Consider the following 14,642-nt stretch of genomic DNA (forward strand, 5'->3'; position numbering starts at 1 on the left):
GGGCGGCACGCGCCGCTGTCAGAACAGCTCGCCCTGCGGCGTCGCTTTGCGCGGCGGCGTGAACCGGCGGGTGTCGAGGTCGGGATAGCGCGTGTAGCCCAGCCGCGCACGCGCCTTGCGAAAGCGCTGCTGCACCAGTTGCGCGAACACGCCGGTGCCGGTCATGCGCGTGCCGAACTCGGCCTGGTAATCGCGGCCGCCGCGCATCTGCTGCACCAGGCTCATCACGTGCGCGGCGCGCTCGGGGTAATGCAGTTCGAGCCATTCGCGCCAGACGTCCTTCAACTCGTGCGGCAGGCGCAGCAGCGTGTAACCGGCTTCGCGCGCGCCGTGATCGAACGCGGCCTCGAGGATGTGCTCCATTTCCATGTCGGTGATCATCGGGATCACCGGCGCGACCATCACGCCGACCGGCACACCGGCGTTGGCCAGCGCCTTCATCGCGCGCAACTTCGCATGCGGCGCCGACGCACGCGGCTCGAGCCTGGACGCGAGCCGGTTGTCGAGCGTCGTCACCGAGAAGTGCACGCTGACCAGGTTGTCGCGCGCCATCTGCGCGAGCAGGTCGACGTCGCGTTCGATCAGTGCGCTCTTGGTGACGAAACTCACCGGATGCTTCGTCTCGGCGAAGAGCTCGAGCACTTGGCGAGTGATGCCGTAACGGCGTTCGATCGGCTGGTAGGCGTCGGTGTTAATGCCGAGCGCGGTCACGGTCGGCACGTAGCCCGGCTTCGCGAGTTCCTCGCGCAGGCGTTCGAGCGCGTTGGTCTTGGCGAAAAGCTTGGTTTCGAAGTCCAGCCCCGGCGACAGGTCGAGATACGCATGCGACGGACGCGCGAAGCAGTAGACGCAGCCGTGCTCGCAGCCGCGGTACGGATTCAGCGACTGCGAGAAGCCGACGTCCGGCGACTGGTTGCGCGTCAGGATCGTACGCGCGCGCTCCTCGGTGACGGTGGTGGCCGGCTTCGGCGCGTCGACGAGGTCTTCGTACACCGAGCCCCAGCCGTCGTCCGCGCCTTCGGTGGTGGTCACCTCGAAGCGGCCGGCCACGCGCGATGCCGAGCCGCGGCCCTTGATCGGCTTCTGCGGTTTGCGGGCGTCGGTCATCCGCCGATTGTCGGTCGCGGGCGTCTCACCCGGTGGGACCGACGCGAGAGCGTCACGGCCGCTTTCCACGGAGCGGCCGTATGATCGGGCGCCCGGTGTCCGCCGCCCTCGCCGCCCACCGCGATGCCTGAATCCGCTCTCCTCTGCCGTCTGAAAAACGCGCGCGCGACGCCGCGATGCTGAAGCTCGTCGACACGCTCCACGCGCTGGTGCACGCGCATCCGACGATCAGCGCGTGGCTGCTCGCCGGCTGGCTGCTGTACCTCGTCGGCCTCGGCCTGTGGATCGTGATGCAGAAGCGCGAGCCGGCGGCGACGCTGGCCTGGCTGATCAGCCTCGCCGCCCTGCCCTACGTGGGCTTCCTCGTCTATTACGTCTTCGGCCCGCAGCGCATCCGCCGCCAGCGCCTGCGTCGTGGCCGCGCCCGCGCGCGCATGCCCGATGCGCCCGAGAGCGCCAGCGCGGAATCCCGCGAACTCGCCCGGCTCGGCCTCGCGACCACGCGCCTCCCCGCGTCGACCGCCACCGATGTGCAGTTGCTGGTCGACGGTGGCGCGACCTACGAAGCATTGCTCGACGCGATCGCCGCCGCGCAGCACCACGTCCATCTCGAGTACTACATCTTCGAGCCCGATCGCACCGGCACACGCGTGCGCGATGCGCTCATCGCGCGCGCGCAGTCCGGCGTCACCGTCCGGCTGCTCGTGGACGCCGTGGGCTCTGCGCGCCTCAAGCACCGGTTCCTCGCGCCGCTGCTCGACGCCGGCGGCGAAGTCGCCTGGTTCCACCCGATGCTGTCGCGCTGGCGGCGTCCTTGGCTCAACATGCGCTCGCACCGCAAGATCGTCGTCGTCGACGGCACGGTCGCGTTCACTGGCGGCATCAACGTCACGGACGAGGAAGACGATCGCCTGCGCAGCGATGCATACCGCGACCTGCATCTGCGCCTCGAAGGCGAAGTCGTCGGCTACCTGCAGCAGGTGTTCGTCGAGGACTGGATCTACGCGACCGGGCAACGTCCACCGAGCCTGCCGCGCGTGGTCGCCGAGCCGGGCCCGGTGTCGACGCAGGTGCTGGTGTCCGGACCCGATGCACCGTGGGAAGCGATCCACCGCATGCACGTGTCGGCGATCCATGCCGCGCGCGAACGCGTCTGGCTGGCGACGCCGTACTTTGTGCCCGGCGAGGCGGCGATGATGGCGCTGACCTCCGCTGCACTCGCGGGCCTCGACGTGCGCCTGCTGGTGCCGCGCCGCAGCGACTCGCGCCTGGTCACGTTCGCCGCGCGTTCCTACTTCGACGAGTTGCTCGCCGCCGGCGCGCGCATCCACGAGTACGCGCCGCGCATGCTGCACACCAAGGCGCTGCTCTGCGACGACGAGATCGCGATCATCGGCAGCGCCAACTTCGACCACCGCAGCTTCCGTCTCAACTTCGAAGTGTCGATGCTGTTCCGCGATGCGGGTATCGCGGCGGCGCTCGCCGACATCCTGCAGCGCGACATGTGCGATGCCCCGCGCGTGCGCGTCGACCGCCATCGCTCGTTCCTGCGTGCGCGCTTGCCGGAAGCACTGGCGAGGTTGATGTCGCCCTTGTTGTAGCGCTTTGTGTTGCGCCGACGGGCGATGCACTCGACCACTGCGTCGATTGGACTACACCTGCTGATGCTCGACCCGTCTATTGCGAGGTCGTGTCGATGTCCGGTTTTTTCGGTGCGAGACGATGCTCGTCGTCGGTCGACCTGTCGTGCGATCGCTGCGGGAGAGCCGACGCGTCGTGGGGCAATGGGTATTGGTATGCCGTGAGCGTGTGCCGCAGCGTGAGAACACGCCGCGCTGAGGCATGCGCGCGACAGTTCGCCCAAGGCTTGCGCATTCGTGCGAGGGACATCGGCAGGATGACGCACGAGGTGGCGCACGCGGCCATGCCTGTTCGCCCGATGGAGGGTTAGATCGCAGCCACGGGCGGCCGCGGCCGCCTGCGGACGGCGCTACACTCGCGACGGCCCACGAGGAACGTCGCATGTCCTGGCTCTATCTGCTGCTCGCGATCGCCGCCTTCGCCGTCGCCTTTAAGACCGGCTCGACCGCGCTGATGGTCATCGCCCTGCTCGCCGGCCTCGCCCTGCTCGTGGCCTGGCTGATGGGCGTCCTCGCCTCCCGCCTGGAAAGCCGCAGCGGCAACCCGGCGATGATCGTCGACCCGATGGAGCTGCAGCGCATGCGCGAGCAGGCGGAAGCCCGTCGCGCCGCAGCCGCGAACGGCGCGGCCCCACCGGCCGAATAGCCGCGGTCGGATTTGCGGGGGTGTGGCGCGCACTGAAGCCGCCGCATCGAGACGTCACGGCTGCGGTGCGTCGCGGTTGTTGGCGTCGCAAGCGTTAATGTCGCCGTCGTTTCTCGCGAGGCGCGGAACAGGCGACGCGATTGCTCCGTGCTCATCGGACCGCTGCCGGCAGCGATGCAATGAGCACGCGAGCTGCCTCCGCTTCGATAGGCAGCGATGCGCACGCTGAAGACAGCAAGCGCTACGATGCCTGCATGACCCTGCTCAGCGTGAACGTCAACAAGATCGCCGTGCTGCGGAACTCGCGCGGTGGGCACGAGCCCGACGTCGTGCGCGCGGCAACCACCTGCCTCGACGCCGGCGCCGCCGGCATCACCGTGCACCCACGACCCGATGCGCGCCACATCACCGCCGATGACGTGTACGCGCTGTCGGCTCTGACGCGCGCGCGCGGCGTCGAGTTCAATCTCGAGGGCAATCCCTTCGCGCCGCCGCGCAGCGGCTATCCCGGATTTCTGGCCCTGTGCGAAGCGGTGCGCCCCGCGCAGGCAACGCTGGTACCGGACAGCGACGCACAGGTCACCTCGGACCACGGTTTTGATTTCTCGACCGACCTCGGCGAGTTGCGCGAGCTCGTCGCTGCGCTGAAGGCGATCGGCTGCCGCGTCAGCCTTTTCGTCGATGCGGACGCCGCCGCGGCCGCGCTGCCGGCCGAGCGCGGTGTCGAACAGGCCGCCGCCGTGGGCGCCGATCGCGTCGAGCTTTACACCGGGCCCTACGCGGAAGCGTTCGCATCGGGCCGTGCGGATGAGGCGACCGCATCGGCGCGCACCACCGCGATGCGCGCGCAGGCGGTGGGTCTCGGCGTGAATGCCGGCCACGATCTCAGCCAGGCGAATCTGGCGACCTTCCTGCGCGGCGTGCCGGATGTTCTGGAAGTCTCGATCGGCCATGCGCTGATCGGCGAAGCGTTGTACGACGGGCTCGCGTCGACGGTCGCCCGCTATCTGCGCGTGATTGAAAGCGCGCGCAGCTGACGGTTTCGACGTCCCGCCCGCGCGTTCGGTCCGACGATTGCGGAGTTGATGATCCCGGCGATTGAGCGTCCGCTGTCGGCCCGACGCATCGACGAAATCGCAAACAAAAAAAACGCCGCCCGAGGGCGGCGTTTTCAACAAGGTAAGCGGTATTTCGTTGGGGCGATCGCGCCTTTATTCGAGTTCTGACGCGACGTACAGCACTTACTGTTCGTTCTGGACGAAACCGATCTTGTCCATCTGCGCGTTCTTCGCATACGCGAGAACCTTCGCCAGCGTTTCGTACTCGGCCTGACCGTTCACGTCGATCTCCAGACGCGGCTGGTTGGTCGGGTCACGCTGCACCGTCTGCTGCATGAGGTTCTGCAGCTGGTTCAGTGCGACGGGCGCGCCGTCCCAGGACACCGTGCCCGACGCGTCGATCTTCAGCGAGACCGGCGGCGGCGGTTCACGGTCCTGCGGCGGCGGGTTGAGCGTCGGCTGCGGCAGGTTGATGTCGATCGGGTACGAGAGCGTCGGCGCCGTCACCATGAAGATGATCAGCAACACCAGCATGACGTCGACCAGCGGCGTCACGTTGATGTCGGCCATCGGGCCGCTGCTATTGCCGGTGCTGAATGCCATGGCGGTTCCTTACTTTTCCTTCGTCGCGACGAAGCCGACCTTGCGCATGCCCTGCTTCTGGGCCATGTCGACCAGCTCCTTGAGGATCTGGTACTTGGTCGTCTTGTCACCGCGGACATTGAGCTGCGGCTGCGGGGTCTTCTGCGCTTCGACCGAAAACTGGCTCTCGAGCAGACTCTTCTGGATCGGCTCGTCGTTCCAGTACACCGACCCGTCTTCCTGGACCGTCAGCGTGATCGGCGGGACCGGCGGCGGCTGATCCTCGCCATGCTTGATCAGGTTGGCCTGAGGCAGTTCCACCTTCACCTTGTGGGTCATGAGCGGCGCCGTGATCATGAAGATGATCAGCAGCACCAGCATCACGTCCACGAGGGGGGTGACGTTGATCTCGGCCATGGGGCCGCCGCTGTTGCCTGAACTGAAGGCCATTTCCGACTCCGGTTAGTTGGTTCGACCGGTGATTAGCGCTTGGTCGGGATTTCGCCGACGCGTGCGCCGGTGGCGAAGAAGTCGTGCAGATCGTGCGCGAACGTGTCGAACTTGTTGTTCGTGACGCGGTTCAGGCGATTGAAGAAGTTGTACGCCAGAACCGCCGGGATCGCGACGAACAGGCCGAGCGCGGTCATGATCAGCGCTTCGCCGACCGGACCCGCGACCGCGTCGATCGACGCCTGGCCCGAAGCACCGATGCGGATCAGCGCGCCGTAGATGCCCCACACGGTGCCGAGCAGACCGACGAACGGAGCGGTCGAACCGACGGTGGCGAGCACGGTCAGGCCGGCTTCGAGGCGCGACGACTCACGGGTGACGGCCTGGCGCAGGGCGCGGTCGACGAACTCCGAGCGGTTCAGCGACTCGACGAGGCGCGAACCTTCATGGCGCTGGTGGTGCGCGGCGGCCTGGGCGGCGTCGAGCGCGATCTTCGAGAACGGCTCGAAGCGCGGCTGCTCTTCCATGTAACGGATCGCGTCCTGCGCGTTCGGGGTTTCCCAGAACGTGCTGATCACGCGGTCGCTGGTGGCGCGCAGGCGGGTGTTCTTGATGAAGTTCATGACGATCCAGTAGATCGACATGGCCGACATCAGCGTCAGGGTCAGGAGCACGACCCACGAGATGATGTACTGGCCCGGGTTGCCGGTCATTTCCTGGAGCAGGTGCAGCGGGCCCATCTGCGTCAGGGCAGATGCGGCGTTGCCTCCGGTGGCGGCGGCTTGGGCGAGGGTTTCCTGAAGCATGACGCTTACCTTTGTTGAGTAGTTGAAAGGTGGTGCAAAAGGAGCGGGGGTTGAATCGGTCGGGCGGGCCGCTTACTGCAGCGACCACACCACCGGGACGACGGCGGTACCCGGATCGCCGGGGCAGACCTTCCAGCGACGGACCGCGCTGACCGCGGCGCGGTCGAGGTCACGGTTGCCGGCGCTCTTGCGGACGCTGGCGTCGGTGATCGTGCCGTCACCGGTCCAGGTCACCTGAACGATCGTCGTGCCTTCGGCCTGCTCACGCAGCGCCGCCGGCGGATAGCTGGGCGTGTTCTTGCTGCAGACGCTTGCCTGGCCGTTGACCACGTTCGGCGGCGACGGCGAAGCGGCCGGGGGCGCCGGCGGCGACGGCGGCGGTGCGGGCGTCGACATCGCGTTCGCATCCTCCGTAATGATCGGCGGCTGCTCCGGCGGCGGCGGCGTCGGCGTCGGCTGCACGATCTGCTGCTTCGGCGGATTCAGGATCAGCTGCTTCGGCGGCTCCGGCGGCGGCGGCGGCGGCGGCGGAGGCGGCGGCGGCGGCTTGATCAGGTTCACGACGGTGACCTGCTCTTCCTCCTTCTGCACCTTCGGCGCGGTCGCCGGAACGAGCAGGAGAAGAAGTGCGGCGACGTGCACGGCGATCGCGGAGGAGATACCGGCGATACGCGGCCAGTTCAACCCTTCGTTATCTCGAGTGGCGTTGGAGAGGTATTGCGTCATGCGCCATTGCTCAGGAGGGAATTCCGGACGCCATGGCGCCGCGGGCGTGGATCAGCCCAATGACGTTCTTCACGCCCGTGGGAACTGGCAAGCATATACCAAACAGCGGCAGCGGTTCCAAGCGCTTTGTGCGCGCTTGTGACCGTTGCCGCGTTGTCTTACTTGCCGGACAGCGCGAGGATCTTCTTCGCGTCTTCGGGATGCTTCAGGCCCTTGTCGAGTGCCTGCTGCGCGGCCGCTTTCGCTTCGGAAATCCGTTGCTCGTTGCGCAGAACCCCGGCGAGTGCCAGATACGCTTCGCCGTCCTTGCCGAGCGGACCGGCCTTGCGATACGAATCGATCGCCTTGTCGACTTGGTCGGAGAAGTAATACGACTGTGCGAGTGCGAGGTAGACGCTGTAGTCGGGCTTCAACACGCCCTTCGTCATGCCCTCGTTGATGACGTCGATCGTTTCCTGTTCCTTGCCCTGGATGTTCGCGTAGATCGCGAACAGCTGGCGGTAGTCGGCATCGTCCGTCAGCTGGCCTTCCTTGCGCATCTGCTCGAGCAGCGTCGCAGCCTTGTCGTTCTGCTTGGTCTGCAGATACGACTGCACGAGGTTGAAGCGCGCCTGCTTGTCGCCCGGATTCTTCGACGCGACGCTCTCGGCGATCTTCGCCGCTTCGGCCGCGTTACCGCTGCGGGCGAGCGAGTCGGCGAGCAGCTGGTCCCAGTCGGCATGGCCCGGAGCAGCGGCGACGGCGGGCTTCAGCGTCGCGGCAGCTTCGGCGTAACGGCCGAGGCGATACAACGCGTTGCCGCGCAGCACCTGCGTTTCCGGCGACGTGTCATGCGTTTCCGCGATGAACTGATCCGCGCTCGCGAGCGCACCGGCGTAGTCCTTCTGCATCATCTGCACCTGCGCACGCTGGTGCATCAGGCCGAAGTGCGTGTCGTTGTCGAGGCTGTTCTGCGTGATCGCGGTGTTGATGTACTGCAGCGCGGCCGGATAGTCCTGCGCCTGAATCGCGACCTGCGAGGCGAGTTGCGCAGCGAAGGCCTTCTCGTACGCGTTCGATCCCGTGTCCGCGATGATCGCGTCGGCGCCCGTGCGCACCTCGGCGTTCTTGGCGTCGTTGAACGACTTCAGCAGCGCCTGCAGCTTGGGCGTGCCCTTCACCGACGCTTTGCCGACCGGCACGCTGCGCGTGGCGTTCGGATACTTGCTGCCGCCCGCGGCCGTCGCCGTCGCCGCCGTCGGGCTCGCTTTTTCCGTCTTCGCAGCCTTCAACTCACGTGCGCGACGTGCCGCCTGCGCGCGACCGGAGCTCGACTCGGCCTTGTCTTCGAGGTCGTCGCTCTGGCTCTGCGCGAACGCAGGAGCGACGGTCGCAGACATGGCGACGGCGATCACCGCGACCAGGGCGCGGCGGCGAAGGGTGGGGGATGCCATAGATTGACCTCGGTCCAGCCGCGACGGCGCGCGGCAAAAATGCAGCCGGAAGCGGCCACGGGGGCGGTCAACCTAGCAGAAGTGCCGCCGGCGTTGGAACGGTGGCGTAGGGCATCCCGACCACCCCATTCGGGCAGCGGTCAGCCGCAGCGCGGGCGCACTCCAGCCGCTTGCGCCTGCTGGTACGCCGGCATCAGGCCGCCCGCCCGCTGGCTCAGTTCGCTCAGGCGCGCCTGGGGATTCGGGTGGGTCGACAGGAAGGTCGGCGGACGGCTGCCGTTGAGCGCGGCCATGTTCTGCCAGAGGTTCACGGCCTGACGGGGATCGAAGCCCGCCTTCGCCATCAGCTGCTGGCCGACGACGTCTGCTTCGCTCTCCTGCGTGCGCGAGTTCGGCAGCAGGAACAGCGCCTGCGCGCCAGCCGCGCCGTATTGCGACACCGCATTCGCGGCGGTCGACCCGTACTTGGCGCCGACCAGCGCACCGGCGATGCCGAGCGCCGCCTGCGCTTCCATCTGCTTGGTAATGCGTTCGTCGTGGTGACGGGCGATCACGTGGCCGATCTCGTGGCCGATCACGGCCGCCAGCTGATCCTGGTTCTGCGCGACCTTGAAGATGCCCGTGTACACGCCGACCTTGCCGCCTGGGAGCGCGAAGGCGTTCGGCTCGTCCTTCTGGAACAGCGCCACTTCCCAGCCGCCCTGCTGCGCGGGCAGCTGGCGCGTCAGCGCGTCGACGACGCAGCGCACGTAGGCGGTCTGCTGCGCGTTGCTGCTCTGCGGCGTTTCGGCCTTCGCCTGCGCGAACGCCTGCGCGCCGAGCTGGTTGAGCTGCTCCTGCGATACCGCGCCGACGGTCTGCTTGCGACCGGTGGGCGACGTCGTCGTGGTCGCGCAACCGGCGACCGCAAGGCTGATGGTCAACGCGAGGAAAAGCGGCTTCATTGGGACGGTCCAGCTGAATGGGGATTTCGTTTTAGGCGGCCGTAGATCAAGACGTCGTCAATCGCATCGGCGTCGGCGACGTGCTGTTCACGTCCCTCACGCGAGCTGCACGTCACGGCCGTCGCCGCAGTGCGGCCCAAAAAGAAAAAGCCCGGCAAACCGGGCTTTTTCATGTCGACCGCGTGAGCGGATCAGACGTCGAGGTTTGCCACCTTCAGCGCGTTCTCCTCGATGAACTCGCGACGCGGTTCGACCACGTCGCCCATGAGCGTCGAGAAAATCGCATCCGCGGCAACGGCGTCTTCGATGCGCACCTGCAGCAGGCGACGCGTTTCCGGATTCACCGTGGTTTCCCACAACTGCTCCGGATTCATTTCGCCCAGGCCCTTGAAGCGCTGGATCTGACGACCCTTCTTCGCTTCGTCCATCAGCCAGTTGTACGCATCGGCGAAACGCGCGATCGGCTGCGCGCGATTGCCGCGCACGATCTGCGCACCGTCGCGCACGAGGCCGTTGAGCAGCGTCGCGGCTTCGCGCAGCGGACGGAACTCGCCGGTCTCGAACGACGGCATCGGCAGGATCTGCACGATCTCCTCGCCCATGTGCGTGCGATGCACGACGAGCGCGGCGGGACGCGTGCCATCGCTCTCGTTCCACTCGAGGCGATACGTCGGCTTGCCGAGCAGGCCGTCGTTGATGCGCGCTTCGATCGCCTTCAGCGCGGTCGCATCGAGCGTCGCGGTGCCGGCGTGGAACGGCGCGATGTCGAGCAGTGCTTCGAGCACCTGCGTGTCGAAACGGTGCGCATGGCGACGGATCGCTTCGCGCGCGTTCGCGTACGCGAGCAGCAACTTCTCGAGGCCTTCGCCCGCGATCGGCGGTTCGCCGTCGGTGGGAATCAGCGAGGCGCCGTCGACCGCGTTGTTCGCGAGGTACGCATCCAGCGCCGAGTCGTCCTTGAGGTACAGCTCGGTCTTGCCCTGCTTGATCTTGTAGAGCGGCGGCAGGCCGATGTAGACGTGGCCGCGCTCGATCAGCTCCGGCATCTGGCGATAGAAGAACGTGAGCAGCAGCGTGCGGATGTGCGAGCCGTCCACGTCCGCGTCCGTCATCAGGATGATGCGGTGGTACCGCAGCTTGTCCGGGTTGTACTCGTCCTTGCCGATGCCGGTGCCGAGCGCGGTGATCAGCGTGCCGACCTCGGCGCTGCCGAGCATGCGGTCGAAGCGCGCGCGCTCGACGTTGAGGATCTTGCCCTTGAGCGGAAGGATCGCCTGCGTCTTGCGGTTGCGGCCCTGCTTGGCCGAGCCGCCGGCCGAGTCGCCCTCGACGATGAAGAGCTCCGACAGCGCCGGGTCCTTCTCCTGGCAGTCGGCGAGCTTGCCCGGCAGGCCGGCGATGTCGAGCGCGCCCTTGCGACGGGTCAGGTCGCGGGCCTTGCGCGCGGCCTCGCGGGCGCGGGCGGCGTCGACGATCTTGCCGGCGATCGCGCGGGCCTCATGGGGGTGTTCCTGCAGGAACTCCTCCAAACGTGCGCCGAACGTGCTCTCAACGACCGGGCGCACCTCGGAGCTGACCAGCTTTTCCTTGGTCTGCGAGGAGAAGCTCGGGTCCGGCACCTTCACCGACAGCACGGCGATCAGGCCTTCGCGCATGTCGTCGCCCGAGAGCGCGACCTTCGCCTGCTTGGCGATGCCGTTCTGCTCGATGTAGTTCTGCAGCGTGCGCGTCAGCGCGGCGCGGAAGCCGATCAGGTGCGTGCCGCCGTCCTTCTGCGGGATGTTGTTGGTGAAGCAGAACATCGTTTCCTGGTAGGCGTCCGTCCACTGCAGGGCGACGTCCACGGTGATGCCGTTCTGCTCGCCCGTCACCGAGATCACGTTCGGGTGCAGCGGATTCTTGAGCTGCGCCAGGTGCTCGACGAAGGAGCGGATGCCGCCCTCATACTCGAACACGTCGCGCTTGCCCTCGCCGCGCTCGTCCGCAAGGACGATGCGCACGCCGGAATTCAGGAACGACAGTTCGCGCAGGCGCTTGGCCAGGATGTCGTAGTGGAATTCGACGTCGGTGAAGATCTCGGCCGCCGGCAGGAAGCGCAGCAGCGTGCCGCGGCGATCCGAAGGCTCCAGACGCTCGAGCGGATACACCGGCTCGCCCAGCGCGTACTCCTGGCGCCAGTGATAGCCGTCGCGCCAGATCTCCAGCCAGAGCTTCTCGGACAGCGCATTGACAACCGACACGCCGACGCCGTGCAGACCGCCGGAGACCTTGTACGAGTTGTCGTCGAACTTGCCGCCGGCGTGCAGCACCGTGAGGATGACCTCGGCGGCGGAGACGCCCTCTTCCTTGTGGATGTCGACGGGAATACCGCGACCGTTGTCGAACACCGAGCAGGAGCCGTCCGCGTGCAGGGTGACCGTCACCTCGTTGGCATGACCGGCGAGGGCCTCGTCGATGCCGTTATCGACGACCTCGAACACCATGTGATGCAGGCCGGTGCCGTCGTGCACGTCGCCGATGTACATGCCGGGACGTTTGCGCACGGCCTCAAGGCCGCGCAGCACGGTGATCTTGGAGGAATCGTAGGAATCGGACGGTGCCGCGGTGGGCAGCGCCTCGTCATGCATATCGGACATCGGTCGCCCCGCGCGACACCGGGAGCCGCGGGTGCGGGGGCGTCGCGACACATTAGCTTTACGTGCGCGAAGTATAGCAGCGGGTCTCAACGCGACGGCGGACCGGGGATGAACGGCGTCGCTCAGACCGGCGAGATGCGGCCGTGTTCCACGTGGAACACCTTCGGCGACAGACCCAGTTCGGCCACGGGTGTCGGAACGTCGGTGCCGCTGACGAACACCTGGCTGCCGCGCTCGGCCAAGCGTTGCAGGACACGGCGCTGGTGATGACGGTCGAGCTCAGACGCGAGATCGTCCAGGGCAAAGACCGGCTGCTGGCCGGTCGCTTCCGCGTGGAAATCGGCTTGCGCCAGGAGCGCCGACAGGGCGGCAAGCTTGGCCTGACCGCGGGACAACGCATCGCGACCCGGAATCGCGACGAACGCGGGGCGCCAGTCCGCGCGATGCGGGCCAACGCTGGTGTGGCCCGCCTGCAGATCGCGGTCGCGGGCGAGCAGCAGGGCGTCCGAGAGGGACAGCTCTTCGCGTCGCCAGCCGGGGGAATAACTGAGCGTCGCTGCGCCCAAACCGGGCGCCAGCTCCTCGGTCACCGCAGCGAAGCCGGGTGCGAGCGCCGACACGTAGCGCTGTCGCTGCTCGGTGAGCTCTTCGCCGGTCTCCGCCAGCTCTGCATCCCATGCGTCAAGCTGGGCATCGCGTACCCGCTGCTTGAGGAGGATGTTCCGCTGCTTGAGCGCCCGCGCGTAGCGGCGCCATGGGCGAAGAAAGCCATGTTCCACGTGGAACAGGCCCCAATCGAGGAAGCGGCGGCGGACCTCACTGCTGCCGTGAACCAGCTCATGACTGCCTGGCTCGAAGGTGACGACAGCCAAGGCCGCGCACAGCTCCCCGATCTGCCCCACCGGCTGGCCGTCCAAGCGGCCCGCCCAGTCGCCCCCGCTGTGGCGGAGTCCCGCCCGCCGAGTTCGGTCGCCCGCCTTTCCGGCCTCGTCCCATTCGACGAACACCTCGACCGCGTCCGCGCCGGCCTGCACCAGGCCTTCCCGCACCCGCCCGCGGAAGCTCCGCCCGTAGGCCATCAGGTGCAAGGCCTCGATCACGCTGGTCTTGCCCGCGCCGTTGTCGCCGATCAGCAGGTTCAGTCCGGGGGCGGGCGCCAGGCTGACGTCGTCGAAGCGCCGCAGATGGCGAATGTCGAGGCGGGTGACCTGCACTGCGTCTAGGGCTCCAGTGAGGAAGCAGGGTAGCGGGGCCAATACCGATGCAGGTGAGGGCCCGGCCATTGTCGTTTACCGCGGGTCCAAACGACGACGCCCGGCCAAAGCCGGGCGTCCGATGTTCCACGTGGAACAGGCCGGTTAGAGACGCAGCGGCATGATGACGTGGCGGCAACGCTCGTTCGAGGCCTCGCGAATCAGCGCGGACGAATTGGCGTCGCGCAGCTGCACGACGACGACTTCGTCCTTCAGCGACCCCAGCGCATCGAGCACGTAGCCAACGTTGAAGCCGACGGCCAGGTCATCGACGCGGGTCTCGCACTCGACCTCTTCCTGCGCCTCTTCCTGCTCGGGGTTGTGCGCCGACACCTTGATCTGCCCCGGCGAGACTTCCATACGGACGCCGCGGTACTTCTCGTTCGAAAGGATGGCCGCGCGCTGCAGGGCCGCCCGCAGGACGTCGCGGTCGATGCGCACTTCCTTGTCGGCGCCAATCGGAATCACCGCCTCGTAGTCCGGGAAGCGACCGTCGATGAGCTTGCTGGTAAAGGTCACGTCGTCGCGCTTCACGCGCAGGTGGCCGCGACCCATTTCCAACTCGAGGATGCGATCGCCGCCTTCCAGCAGGCGCTGCAGCTCGGTCACGCCCTTGCGCGGCACGATGATCTGGCGCTTCGTCTGCGCGCCCGTGCCTTCCAGGCCGGATTCGCACAGAGCCAGGCGGTGGCCGTCGGTGGCGACGCAGCGCAGCGAGCTTTCGCGCAGGTCGAACAGCAGGCCGTTGAGGTAGTAGCGCACGTCCTGCTGGGCCATCGCGAACGCGGTGCGTTCGATCAGCTCCTTGAGCGCCGCTTCCGGCACCTGCACGCGCTCGGTCGCATCGACGTCATCCAGCGACGGGAAGTCGTTCGACGGCAGGCTCGACAGGGTGAAGCGCGAGCGTCCGGCTTGGACGCTGATGCGCTCGCCGCTCTGGCTGATCGTGATGCGGCTGCCGTCGGGCAGGGCACGCACGATCTCAAAGAGCTTTCGGGCCGGGATCGTGGTCTCGCCGTCCTGCGCGTCCTCGACGGCGACGCGGGAGACCATCTCGACCTCGAGGTCGGTACCGGTCAGGGAGAGCAGGCCGCCCTGCACCTGCACCAGCAGGTTGGCGAGCACCGGCAGGGTCTGACGTCGCTCGACGACGTTGACGACCTGCGCGAGCGGCTTGAGAAACACTTCGCGTTGAAGGGAAAAGCGCATCTGGACCCCGATCCCCGTTCCGTTTCTAAAGAGTGGATTAAATCAAAAGCATGGTGGCGGTGGAGGGCGCCGAAATCCGGTAAAACCCTCTCAAGCCTTTGAAATTTCTGGTTTTTATCGACCTAACGACCCTGTTGGAAACCGCCCTCGGG

The 14,642-nt window shown here is 67.1% G+C and carries 14 protein-coding genes; 4 read left to right on the forward strand and 10 right to left on the reverse strand.

Annotated features, from left to right (window positions below; translation table 11 throughout):
• Positions 1 to 18 precede the first annotated feature (18 nt).
• Positions 19 to 1,107, reverse strand: a complete 1,089-nt coding sequence (locus DWG18_RS13470; RefSeq protein ID WP_115647671.1) for a PA0069 family radical SAM protein — start codon at positions 1,105 to 1,107, stop codon at positions 19 to 21.
• A 176-nt stretch (positions 1,108 to 1,283) separates the two neighbouring features.
• Between DWG18_RS13470 and cls the strand changes: the two genes are divergently transcribed.
• From cls to DWG18_RS15340, 4 genes are all read left to right on the forward strand, one after another.
• Entirely contained in the window at positions 1,284 to 2,708 is a 1,425-nt protein-coding gene (cls, locus tag DWG18_RS13475; protein WP_115647672.1) for a cardiolipin synthase, read from the forward strand.
• 421 nt (positions 2,709 to 3,129) lie between these two features.
• Entirely contained in the window at positions 3,130 to 3,393 is a 264-nt protein-coding gene (locus DWG18_RS13480; protein WP_115647673.1) for a hypothetical protein, read from the forward strand.
• A gap of 254 nt (positions 3,394 to 3,647) precedes the next feature.
• Positions 3,648 to 4,430 carry a pyridoxine 5'-phosphate synthase gene (locus DWG18_RS13485; RefSeq protein WP_115648191.1) on the forward strand — a complete coding sequence of 261 codons (783 nt, stop codon included), beginning with the start codon at positions 3,648 to 3,650 and terminating at the stop codon, positions 4,428 to 4,430.
• A gap of 48 nt (positions 4,431 to 4,478) precedes the next feature.
• Complete coding sequence (locus tag DWG18_RS15340) at positions 4,479 to 4,619, forward strand: hypothetical protein (protein ID WP_162823859.1); 141 nt, start codon at positions 4,479 to 4,481, stop codon at positions 4,617 to 4,619.
• Between the two features lie 15 nt (positions 4,620 to 4,634).
• On the opposite strand, the gene DWG18_RS13490 is transcribed toward DWG18_RS15340, so the two are convergent.
• The 9 genes from DWG18_RS13490 to dnaN all read right to left on the reverse strand — a co-directional run bounded on the left by DWG18_RS13490 (position 4,635) and on the right by dnaN (position 14,490).
• The gene (locus tag DWG18_RS13490) at positions 4,635 to 5,054 is read right to left on the reverse strand and encodes a biopolymer transporter ExbD (protein ID WP_115647674.1); all 420 of its coding nucleotides are present in this window, start codon (positions 5,052 to 5,054) and stop codon (positions 4,635 to 4,637) included.
• A gap of 9 nt (positions 5,055 to 5,063) precedes the next feature.
• Complete coding sequence (locus DWG18_RS13495; protein WP_115647675.1) at positions 5,064 to 5,483, reverse strand: biopolymer transporter ExbD; 420 nt, start codon at positions 5,481 to 5,483, stop codon at positions 5,064 to 5,066.
• Between the two features lie 32 nt (positions 5,484 to 5,515).
• Positions 5,516 to 6,289: a MotA/TolQ/ExbB proton channel family protein gene (locus DWG18_RS13500; RefSeq protein ID WP_115647676.1), complete on the reverse strand. Its 774-nt coding sequence runs from the start codon at positions 6,287 to 6,289 to the stop codon at positions 5,516 to 5,518.
• Positions 6,290 to 6,361: 72 nt separating this feature from the next.
• Entirely contained in the window at positions 6,362 to 7,015 is a 654-nt protein-coding gene (locus tag DWG18_RS15605) for an energy transducer TonB (protein ID WP_162823860.1), read from the reverse strand.
• Positions 7,016 to 7,173: 158 nt separating this feature from the next.
• Complete coding sequence (locus DWG18_RS13510; RefSeq protein ID WP_240318534.1) at positions 7,174 to 8,448, reverse strand: tetratricopeptide repeat protein; 1,275 nt, start codon at positions 8,446 to 8,448, stop codon at positions 7,174 to 7,176.
• A 140-nt stretch (positions 8,449 to 8,588) separates the two neighbouring features.
• Positions 8,589 to 9,392, reverse strand: coding sequence for a M48 family metallopeptidase (locus DWG18_RS13515; RefSeq protein WP_115647678.1), 804 nt, complete (start codon positions 9,390 to 9,392; stop codon positions 8,589 to 8,591).
• A gap of 191 nt (positions 9,393 to 9,583) precedes the next feature.
• Entirely contained in the window at positions 9,584 to 12,019 is a 2,436-nt protein-coding gene (gene gyrB / locus DWG18_RS13520; protein WP_115648193.1) for a DNA topoisomerase (ATP-hydrolyzing) subunit B, read from the reverse strand.
• 131 nt (positions 12,020 to 12,150) lie between these two features.
• The gene (gene recF, locus DWG18_RS13525) at positions 12,151 to 13,242 is read right to left on the reverse strand and encodes a DNA replication/repair protein RecF (protein WP_115647679.1); all 1,092 of its coding nucleotides are present in this window, start codon (positions 13,240 to 13,242) and stop codon (positions 12,151 to 12,153) included.
• Between the two features lie 144 nt (positions 13,243 to 13,386).
• Positions 13,387 to 14,490, reverse strand: coding sequence for a DNA polymerase III subunit beta (dnaN, locus tag DWG18_RS13530; protein ID WP_115647680.1), 1,104 nt, complete (start codon positions 14,488 to 14,490; stop codon positions 13,387 to 13,389).
• Positions 14,491 to 14,642 lie beyond the last annotated feature (152 nt).

It is taken from the genome of Lysobacter sp. TY2-98, assembly GCF_003367355.1.
Lineage (GTDB): Bacteria > Pseudomonadota > Gammaproteobacteria > Xanthomonadales > Xanthomonadaceae > Cognatilysobacter.